This is a genomic window from Acidaminococcus sp., assembly GCF_050873445.1.
Taxonomy (GTDB): Bacteria; Bacillota; Negativicutes; order Acidaminococcales; family Acidaminococcaceae; genus Acidaminococcus.
On record NZ_JBNMIU010000072.1, the window covers coordinates 1 to 8,313 of the forward strand.

The 8,313-nt window shown below is 57.1% G+C and carries 8 protein-coding genes; 4 read left to right on the top strand and 4 right to left on the bottom strand.

The window, feature by feature from the left end:
• Positions 1 to 109 precede the first annotated feature (109 nt).
• On the bottom strand, positions 110 to 664 hold the full coding sequence (locus tag ACR0QW_RS10200; RefSeq protein ID WP_432643543.1) for a hypothetical protein: 555 nt from the start codon (positions 662 to 664) through the stop codon (positions 110 to 112).
• A 103-nt stretch (positions 665 to 767) separates the two neighbouring features.
• Here ACR0QW_RS10200 and ACR0QW_RS10205 point away from each other — a divergent pair, with 103 nt between their 5' ends.
• Positions 768 to 1,421, top strand: coding sequence for an HAD family hydrolase (locus tag ACR0QW_RS10205; protein WP_432643544.1), 654 nt, complete (start codon positions 768 to 770; stop codon positions 1,419 to 1,421).
• 57 nt (positions 1,422 to 1,478) lie between these two features.
• Here ACR0QW_RS10205 and ACR0QW_RS10210 read toward each other — a convergent pair whose 3' ends face one another.
• The 3 genes from ACR0QW_RS10210 to speD are packed head-to-tail and all read right to left on the bottom strand — an operon-like array spanning position 1,479 to position 3,437.
• Positions 1,479 to 2,225: a pentapeptide repeat-containing protein gene (locus ACR0QW_RS10210; RefSeq protein ID WP_432643545.1), complete on the bottom strand. Its 747-nt coding sequence runs from the start codon at positions 2,223 to 2,225 to the stop codon at positions 1,479 to 1,481.
• Positions 2,226 to 2,228: 3 nt separating this feature from the next.
• Positions 2,229 to 2,918: an HAD family hydrolase gene (locus ACR0QW_RS10215; RefSeq protein ID WP_432643546.1), complete on the bottom strand. Its 690-nt coding sequence runs from the start codon at positions 2,916 to 2,918 to the stop codon at positions 2,229 to 2,231.
• A gap of 57 nt (positions 2,919 to 2,975) precedes the next feature.
• A complete protein-coding gene (gene speD / locus ACR0QW_RS10220; RefSeq protein ID WP_432643547.1) occupies positions 2,976 to 3,437 on the bottom strand; it encodes an S-adenosylmethionine decarboxylase in 462 nt (153 codons plus the stop codon).
• Positions 3,438 to 3,588: 151 nt separating this feature from the next.
• Between speD and recD2 the strand changes: the two genes are divergently transcribed.
• The 3 genes from recD2 to ACR0QW_RS10235 all read left to right on the top strand — a co-directional run.
• Positions 3,589 to 5,751 carry an SF1B family DNA helicase RecD2 gene (recD2, locus tag ACR0QW_RS10225; RefSeq protein ID WP_432643548.1) on the top strand — a complete coding sequence of 721 codons (2,163 nt, stop codon included), beginning with the start codon at positions 3,589 to 3,591 and terminating at the stop codon, positions 5,749 to 5,751.
• A gap of 11 nt (positions 5,752 to 5,762) precedes the next feature.
• Positions 5,763 to 6,437 carry a ComF family protein gene (locus tag ACR0QW_RS10230; RefSeq protein ID WP_432643549.1) on the top strand — a complete coding sequence of 225 codons (675 nt, stop codon included), beginning with the start codon at positions 5,763 to 5,765 and terminating at the stop codon, positions 6,435 to 6,437.
• Between the two features lie 73 nt (positions 6,438 to 6,510).
• Positions 6,511 to 8,313: ABC transporter ATP-binding protein (locus ACR0QW_RS10235; protein ID WP_432643550.1), on the top strand; the 1,803-nt coding region annotated here is incomplete at its 3' end.

Consider the following 8,313-nt stretch of genomic DNA (forward strand, 5'->3'; position numbering starts at 1 on the left):
CCACAAGACCCCAACATTTATTATAGAACCTTTTTTTTGTAAGCGGCCAGAGGTTTGTGGGTCGTGAAAAAAAGCAAAAAAAATCCGCTGCGCCGGGCAGCGGATTTTTTTATTCAAGAGATTCGAAATAGGAGAATCTCCAGCCTTTCAGGGTCTTTACATAGGGGAAGGTCACCTTGTAGGTCTTCACCACGTTGGTCTTGCCATGGGCCGGATCTTCCATGATGGGGGTGCTGACTTCCAGGTCGATCCTGGTGGGGGATACCCGGACGATGTTGATGGTGCTGGTCCCTTTGTGGAGGCCCCTGGCTTTGGCACTGGGAGCCACATATAGTTTGCCGTCGAATTCACGGTACATCCGGCTGTCGCTCATGATGAAGCTGGCCAGGGCTTCGGTGAAGGAGGCGTTTACCCTGGTCTTCAGGGCCATCATGTTGGGGAACTCCTTATCTGCTACCGTGTAGTAGATCATATAGCCGGTGTCTTTTTCCCCTTTGCCGTCAGTGTGCAGGGGATGATGTTCGAACCATTCATAAACGGTGTTGGCCTGCTGGAAAGCCTGGGCCACTTCCTGGTCCGTAGGTGCTTCCGGAGAAGCAAGGGCAGTCAGGGCGGCAGTCAGCACCATGAGGCCGGTCAGTAATAACGAACGTACGAGTTTCATGGACGCACTCTCCTTTGGTTTGATTCCCTTTATTGTACCATAGTTTGACAGGTTGTGGTATCATCTTATAGGTAGAGAGAAGACAAGAAATGAGGGGAAAAGCATGACGAAATATCAGGCGGTTGTATTTGATCTGGACGGGACGCTACTGGATACCCTGACGGATCTGTGGAATGCCGTGAATGCAGCCTGTAAAAGCAAAGGCTTTCCGCCCCGGACCCGGCTGCAGGTGCGGCGGGACCTGGGCAACGGGCTGCAGCGGCTGCTGAAGCTGTCTCTGCCCAAAGACGTGGACGAGAACCGGTTCAAGTGCATTTTCCAGGCCTTCCGGCAGTATTATCTGAATCACTGCAATGAGGCAACCCATCCCTATGAAGGAATCCCGGAACTGCTGCGGCAGCTGCAGGCGGCAGGTGTAAAGACGGCCATTGTGTCCAACAAGGCCCATCCGGCGGTACAGGAACTGCGGGACCGGTATTTTCCGGAGACCATGAAGGTGGCCATCGGTGAAAGTACCCAGGTGCGGCGGAAGCCGGCACCGGATACGGTGCTGCAGGCCCTGCGGGAACTGGGTGTGGATAAGAGCCAGGCCGTGTATGTGGGGGATTCGGAAGTGGACAAGGCCACAGCGGATAACGTGGGCATGGACTGCTTCCTGGTGACCTGGGGCTTCCGGGACCGGGGCGAGCTGAAAGCCCTGGAACCCACGGCACTGGTGGATCAGCCGGAAGAAATCGGGAAACTGGTACTGGGCTGAAAAATGAACTGCTCCCCAATTGTCAGATCAAACAGCTGACAATTGGGGAGCAGTTTTTTATTTCCGGTACGCCAGCGCCAGATCGGAACTGGTGAAGACCGTCCCTTCCATATTGGCATTGGAAAGATCCGCATCGTCCAGATTGGTGTTGGTGAGCACGGCCTTGCTCAGGTTGCTGTCCCGCAGGGTGGCACTCATCAGATTGGCGTTCTTGAAATTGGCTTCCGTGAGTCCTGCTTTCCGCAGCCGGGCGTTGTACAGGTTGGCTGAAGTGAAATTGGCACCCCGCAGCTGGGTGCCGAAGAACCAGCTGCGGGCCAGGTTGGCCGAAAAGAAATTGGCCATGGCCCCGTTGGCAAAGTCAAAGGTACTTTCCCGCAGGTCCGCCGTGTACAGGTTGGCGAAGGTCAGCAGCGCATGGGAAAAATTGGTCCGGTATGCTGTGGTCCCCACCAGGGAAGCGTGGTTCAGCACCGTGTGGGAGAAGTTGGCATTGGTCAGGTTGGCCCCCTCCAGGTTGGCACTGGCCATGTAGGCATTCCGCAGATTGGCCTTCTGGAAGTCCACATCCCGCAGGTCTGCATTTTCCAGAATGGCATTGGTCAGACTGGCATAGCTCAGGTCGGCTCCCTTCAGGTCGGCATCGGTCAAGTCTGCGTTCTGCAGGAAAGCGCCCCGCAGGTCGCCGCCGGGGCAGGAACGGGTGGCCAGCAGCCGGTCCACATCGGCCTGCTGGTAGGCCAGGACAGGGGAGGTACAGCTGAAAGCCAGCAGCAGCCCTGCCAGGATCTTCTTGATTTTCATGGGTCACACCTCTTCCACGATGGCCCGCAGCTCTTCCGGACGGGCCGGCAGTTCCGGGATGATCTTCCAGGGATGGCAGGCTTCCAGCCGGTCCCGGGTATAGCTGGAACCTTTCTCTACAATCAGGCTCCGCACGCCTACGGCCCGGGCACAGGTGATGTCGTGGGGAGTGTCCCCGATGACGATCAGCTGCTCGGGCGTGACGGAGGGGTCTTTTTTCTGCAGCTTCTGCAGCAGGGCCCTGGACAGGTCGTCACGCAGCTCACTGATTTCACCGAAGGCACTGCTCCTGTAATCGAAATACCGATCGATGCCGAAATATTCCAGTTTGGCATGGGCCGCCGGTTCGCAGTTGCCTGTCAGCAGTACATTGGTGCAGTCGGGGGCCTTGTCGAAATACGTCAGGGTTTCCTTTACATGGGGCAGCAGGTGGCCGTGTTTTTCCACCAGGGAAGCAGGCAGCTTCCTGCCGTAGGCAGAGAGCATGGCTGTCACCTCTTTCCCGGTACAGCGGCCCTGGATGCCCTCGATGGCTTTCCGGGCGATGTAGGTATCGGTCCGGCCGGCCATGCCGTAGGTAAATTCAAAATGATCCAGGCCATACAGCTCCTGGATGGTCTCTTTCATGGCGGAAACCCCGGCGTAGTTGGTCAAAAGCAGGGTCCCGTCGATATCCCAGCAAATATAGTACATGGTTTTCTCTTCCTTTATAAAAACAAGAGGCACCGAATCAGTGCCTCTTGCTGCAGTTTATCTGTCTTTTTTCCACTGCATGAATTTCTTCAGTTTGGCACCGGCATTCTTGGCCCGACGCATCGGTTTCACCAGTTTCTTCCGCCGTGGCTTCATGTCCTTGATGGAACCGTAATCGCCCCGCTTCAGCGTGGTGACTTTGGCCTGGTCCGGAGTGAACTCCTGACGCAGGAACACGGCTACCTGTTCCGGGTTGGCAGCGTTTTCCAGGGTGAAGATATCTGCCTCCACATAGCCATAGGTGGGGAATACATGGAGGAATACATGTCCGCTGGTGCAGAGCATGACGAAGCAGAAATCGTCTCCTTCTTCATTTTCTGTAGAGTACAGGGACAGTTCCTTCAGACCGAACCGCTCAGCCGCAGTTTCCAGGATTTCATGGATTTTTTCTTTGTCGAATACAACTTCCTCTGCACAGCGGTACATGTCCAGAGCTGCCTGTGTACCTTTTCCAATCACGCGCGTTTCACATCCTTATATTTTCTTTATTTGATAGCATTATACTCACGAATTCAGCTTTTCTATTATACCGTAATCTGGCGCAAACTGTCAAAAAAATGAAAATCTATGCTATAATAAAAGGAACATTTGTTCAGAAGGGAGAAAGGCCATGTCCGAGGCAGTTTCCATAGAAATCACCGTAAAAAATATTGTGTTCCAGGCCTCTTCCGGAACATTCTGTGTCTTCCGGGGAGAGAATCCGGAGAACGGCACCTTTTCCGTAGTCTATAAGGGCCAGGCTCCCTTTGCAGGGGAACAGGTGCGGCTCAGCGGCCGGTGGGGCGAGCATCCCCGGTTCGGCCGCCAGTTCCAGGCAGGCCAATGGGAGGCAGTCCAGCCCAAAGGGGCGGAAGGCCTGGTGAAGATGCTGGGCAGCGGTGTCCTGAAGGGTGTGGGCCCGTCCATGGCTCAGCGCATTGTGGACCTGTTCGGGGAAAAAACACTGGAAGTCCTGGAAAAGACCCCGGAACGACTGCAGGAAGTCCGCGGCATCGGCAAAAAGAAGGCGGAGGATATCGTGGCTTCCTACGGGGAGCTGAGGGATACCCGGGAGCTGGTGTTCTTCCTGGAAAGCCACGGCATCAGCGGCAACTATGCACCCCGTATCCAGGCCCTGTACGGCAATACAGCGGTGACCCGGATCAGCAACAATCCCTACTGCCTGGCAGAGGACGTGGACGGTATCGGGTTCCGCACGGCGGACGCCCTGGCCCGGAATCTGGGGTTTGATGAGCTTTCTGAAGACCGGATCCGGGCGGGTATCCATTTTACGCTGCTCCAGGGAGCCAGCCAGGGCCATACCTGTGTGCCTGACCGGTGGCTGGTGACCATGGCGGCCAAAGTGCTGCAGGTGGATCCCCTGGAAGTGAGCCAGGTGTTCCAGCAGTTACTGAAAGACAATATGCTGCGGACGGAGGATGTGGGAGATCATCTGTGCGTGTACCCTGAATACCTTTACCGGGCGGAGACCGGAGTGGCCCATCGGCTGCTGGCCCTGCGGGATAACGTGAACCAGCTGTGGAAAGTGGATTACCAGAAGATCATCCAGGAATGGGAACAGGACGAACGGATCAAACTGGCCCCGGAACAGGCGGAAGCCGTAAAGGCTTCTGTGGACCACGGGGTGTTCGTGCTCACAGGTGGTCCTGGTACCGGGAAGACCACTGTGGTAAAGGGCATCCTTTCGGTGATGGAGCAGGCCGGATGCAAGATCTTGCTGGCGGCGCCTACGGGACGGGCGGCCAAACGGCTGGCGGAAAGTGCCGGAAAACCGGCCCAGACCGTGCACCGGCTGCTGGAATACACCCCCAACGGGGAGGAAGGGGATGCCCTCTGGGGGCGCAACGAGGACAATCCCCTGGAGGCTGACGCAGTGATCGTGGACGAAGCCTCCATGCTGGACATCGTGCTCATGTACAATTTACTGAAGGCCCTGCCCCTGGGCTGCCGGCTGATCCTGGTGGGGGACGTGGATCAGCTGCCCAGTGTGGGCCCGGGTTCTGTACTGCAGGACATCATCCGCAGCGATACCATGCCCGTGGTGCGTCTGGAGAATGTGTTCCGCCAGGCGGAGCAGAGTCCCATCGTGCGCAATGCCCACCGGATCAACCAGGGGCTCATGCCCGAATGGGAAGGGGAGAAGGATTTCACCTTTAGGGAATGCGGTTCGGAAGAAGAAACCATGCAGTATGTGGTGGATCTGTACGAGCAGCTTTCGAAACAGGCACCCCTGGAAAGCGTCCAGGTACTGACCCCCATGCATAAGAACCTGTGCGGGGTAGAGAACCTGAATGGCCTCCTCCAGGCCCGGGTGAACCCGCATTCTCCCCATAAGGAAGAATTCCGCAACAGCTTTTTGACCCTGCGGGAAGGGGATAAGGTGATGCAGATCCGGAACAACTATGACAAGAATGTGTTTAACGGGGACATCGGAAAGGTGATCCGCATCCAGGGGGCCTATGTGACCGTGGATTTCCCCGACCGGCCGGAAGGAGAGTCGGTGACCTACGAAGGCGCCGAGGCAGCGGATCTGCGGCTGGCCTATGCGATGAGCGTCCATAAATCCCAAGGCAGTGAATACGCTACGGTGATCATGCCCCTGGTGCCCAGCCACTACATCATGCTCCAGCGGAATCTGTTTTATACAGCCATTACCAGAGCAAAAAAAAAGGTGCACCTGGCCGGCAGCAAAAGGGCCATGCGCACAGCTGTGGAAAATGACAAGACAAGGAAACGGTACAGCCTGCTTGCAGAACGGCTGAAAAGGGAATAAGGAGGTCCTTGATGGTATCCGCTTTGCTCTCTCTCCTCTCCGATTTGTTCTACCCCCATGCCTGCCCCGGATGCGGGGAAGGTGTCCCGGGGATGCTGGCTTTGTGCGGCCGGTGCAGGGAGGGAGTCTATCATCCCCGGCCTTTCCATCCGGGCAGCCTGGGGTGTCCCCATCTGGACGGACTCTTTTTTCTGTTCGACTACGCCGGAGCCATCCAGGAGGCACTCCACAAAGCCAAATTCGACAAACGGGAGGATCTGCTGCCCCGGCTGGCCAGGGAATGGCAGGAAGGGGTGGAGAAGGAAGGACGCTTCAGCTGGCAGTTGCCGGCTGAAGTGCAGCTTGCGGTGACGGCCATTCCCACGGATCCGGCCCGGCGGAAACAGCGGGGCTATGATGTGCCCGAGGAAATCTTTCGGCCCTGGGCCCGGAAAAGCGGCTACCGATGGGCAGCACTGCTGCAGCGGGTGCGATCCACCCGGCCCCAGTTCAATCTGACCCCGGCAGAGCGGAAAGCGAACATCCAGGGTTGTTTCGCCCTGGCGCCCAAGGCGGTGCTGCCTGACATCGTGCTTCTCTGCGATGACATCTGCACCACCGGCACCACGCTGGAAGAGGCGGCCAGAGTGCTGAAACAGGGCGGAGTGAAGAAGGTGTACGGCCTGGCCCTGGCCAGCAGCAACTAGGAATGTCCTGCGTGCAGCGCATCCCGGGCTGCCCGAAAGACCATGTCTACTGTACAGAAAGGAGAAAGAAAGCATGAAGAAAGAATCCCTCCTGGCTGTCGGGTTCAGCCAGGGAACCTCCTGGCTGCGGCTCCTGAAGGTACTGCGGGAATTCAGGGGAGCTGCGCTCCTGACGCCTGTCACCGTCATGGGGGAGGTGGTGTTTGAGGCCATGATCCCTTATGAAATCGCCCTGCTGGTGAACGACGTGAAAGCAGGCTGCAGCCTGGAACGGATCCTCCATTACGGCTGGATCCTACTGCTCATGGCTTTGGCCGCCCTTTTCTTCGGGTATGTGGCAGGGCTGGCCTGTGCCAAGTCTTCCTGCGGATTTGCCCGGAACCTGCGCCGGGATGTGTTCTACCAGATCCAGAAATTCTCCTTCGGCAATATCGACCGGTTTTCTTCCGCTTCCCTGGTGACCCGGCTCACCACTGACATCCAGAATATCCAGATGGCCTTTATGATGCTGGTCCGCACGGCCTTTCGGGCGCCTTTCAACCTGCTGGCGTCTTTTTTTATGGCCTGGTACATGGGCGGCAGCATGGCCCTGTGCTTCCTGGTGGTGATCCCTGTCCTGGCGGTGGGGCTGTATAAGATCGCTATGGTTTCCGTGGCTCAGTTCCGGGTGGGCTTTCCCCAATATGATGCCCTGAACTATAAGGTGGAAGAGAACATCAAGGGCATCCGGGTGGTGAAATCCTTTGTGCGGGAAGAAAAGGAAATCTCCAAATTCGACGAAACCGCCAAAAAGGTGCAGCAGCTCTTTACCAAAGGCGAACGGTATGTGGCCCTGAACAATCCCCTGATGCAGATCTGCATTTACGGGGTCATGGTGTTCCTGCTTACCCAGGGCTCCCGGCTGATCCTGACCACCCGGGGACAGGCCCTGGACGTGGGACAGTTTTCTACCCTGCTTACCTACAGCTTCCAGATCCTGGGTTCTCTTATGATGCTGTCCATGATCATGGTCATGCTGACCTTTACGGAAGAAAGTGTCCAGCGGGTCCTGGCGGTATTAAGAGAACAGAGCACGCTTGTTTCTCCGGATGATCCGGTGGAAACAGCAGCGGATGGATCAGTGGAATTCGACCATGTGGAATTTTCCTACGAAGGCAGTACAGGGGAACCGGTGCTGCAGGACATCAATCTGCAGGTAAAAAGCGGGGAGACCATTGGCATCGTAGGGGGGACCGGCAGCGGCAAGTCCTCTTTGGTGCAGCTGATTCCCCGGCTGTATGACGTTACGGCCGGCAGCGTGAAAGTGGGCGGCGTGGATGTGCGCCGGTACGGGCTGGAACCTCTGCGGGAAAGTGTGGCCATGGTACTGCAGAAGAACCTGCTGTTTTCAGGCACTGTGGCGGAAAACCTGCGCTGGGGCAACCCCCAGGCCACCCGTAGAGAAATCGAAGAGACCAGCCGCTGGGCCTGTGCAGACGAATTCATCCAGCGAATGCCCAGGGGGTATGACACCCGGGTGGAACAAGGCGGAAGCAATTTCTCCGGCGGCCAGAAACAGCGTCTGTGCATTGCCCGGGCCCTGCTGAAAAAACCAAAAATCCTGATCCTGGATGACAGCACTTCCGCCGTGGATACCAGGACGGACCGGAAAATCCGGGATGCCCTGCGCAGCGCTCTGCCCGGTACGACCACCTTCATCATCGCCCAGCGGCTGAGTTCGGTGGAAAAGGCTGACCGGATCCTGGTCCTGGACAAGGGACGCATTGACGGTATCGGCACCCACAGTGAGCTGCTCCGGACCAATGCCATCTATCAGGAAATGGCCCGGTCCCAGAATCTGGCCGAAACCGAAGGAAAGGAGGGGAGAGACCATGAC

Excerpts from the sequence above, each read along its gene's own strand:
- ACR0QW_RS10215 (WP_432643546.1), bottom strand. The coding sequence starts at position 2,918 with ATGTACTATATTTGCTGGGATATCGACGGGACCCTGCTTTTGACCAAC.
- ACR0QW_RS10200 (WP_432643543.1), bottom strand. The coding sequence starts at position 664 with ATGAAACTCGTACGTTCGTTATTACTGACCGGCCTCATGGTGCTGACT.
- ACR0QW_RS10230 (WP_432643549.1), top strand. The coding sequence starts at position 5,763 with ATGGTATCCGCTTTGCTCTCTCTCCTCTCCGATTTGTTCTACCCCCAT.
- ACR0QW_RS10210 (WP_432643545.1), bottom strand. The coding sequence starts at position 2,225 with ATGAAAATCAAGAAGATCCTGGCAGGGCTGCTGCTGGCTTTCAGCTGT.
- ACR0QW_RS10205 (WP_432643544.1), top strand. The coding sequence starts at position 768 with ATGACGAAATATCAGGCGGTTGTATTTGATCTGGACGGGACGCTACTG.
- recD2 (WP_432643548.1), top strand. The coding sequence starts at position 3,589 with ATGTCCGAGGCAGTTTCCATAGAAATCACCGTAAAAAATATTGTGTTC.